At 77.3% G+C, this 247-nt stretch carries 1 pseudogene; it reads right to left on the bottom strand.

The annotated features are described in order from the left end of the window. Window positions 1-205 (bottom strand): annotated as a pseudogene (locus MJ643_RS31160) (hypothetical protein); the annotation flags it as partial. Between the last annotated feature and the right edge of the window lie 42 nt (window positions 206-247).

Genomic DNA, 247 nt, shown 5'->3' on the forward strand with positions numbered 1-247 from the left:
GCGCGGAGGCGGCCTCCGCGACGGCGCGGCCGAGGTCCGCGGCGAGCGCCGCGGAGGGACCGAAGGGGTTCTCGTTGACGGTCAGGAGGTGCGGGACGTCGATCTGCGGAGCGCCGTAGGGCTCGACGCCGGCCAGGTCGGACCGACGTGCGGGCAGGCCGGGGCGGCGGGCCGCTCCGGTCTCGAGAGGGCTGGGATCGGGCATGCCCCCATCGTAGAGGTCCGCGCCTGCGTGCGATCGCGCGCC

The sequence above is a fragment of the Pseudomonas sp. PNPG3 genome, assembly GCF_023093815.1.
In the GTDB taxonomy this organism is placed as follows: domain Bacteria; phylum Pseudomonadota; class Gammaproteobacteria; order Pseudomonadales; family Pseudomonadaceae; genus Aquipseudomonas; species Aquipseudomonas asiatica.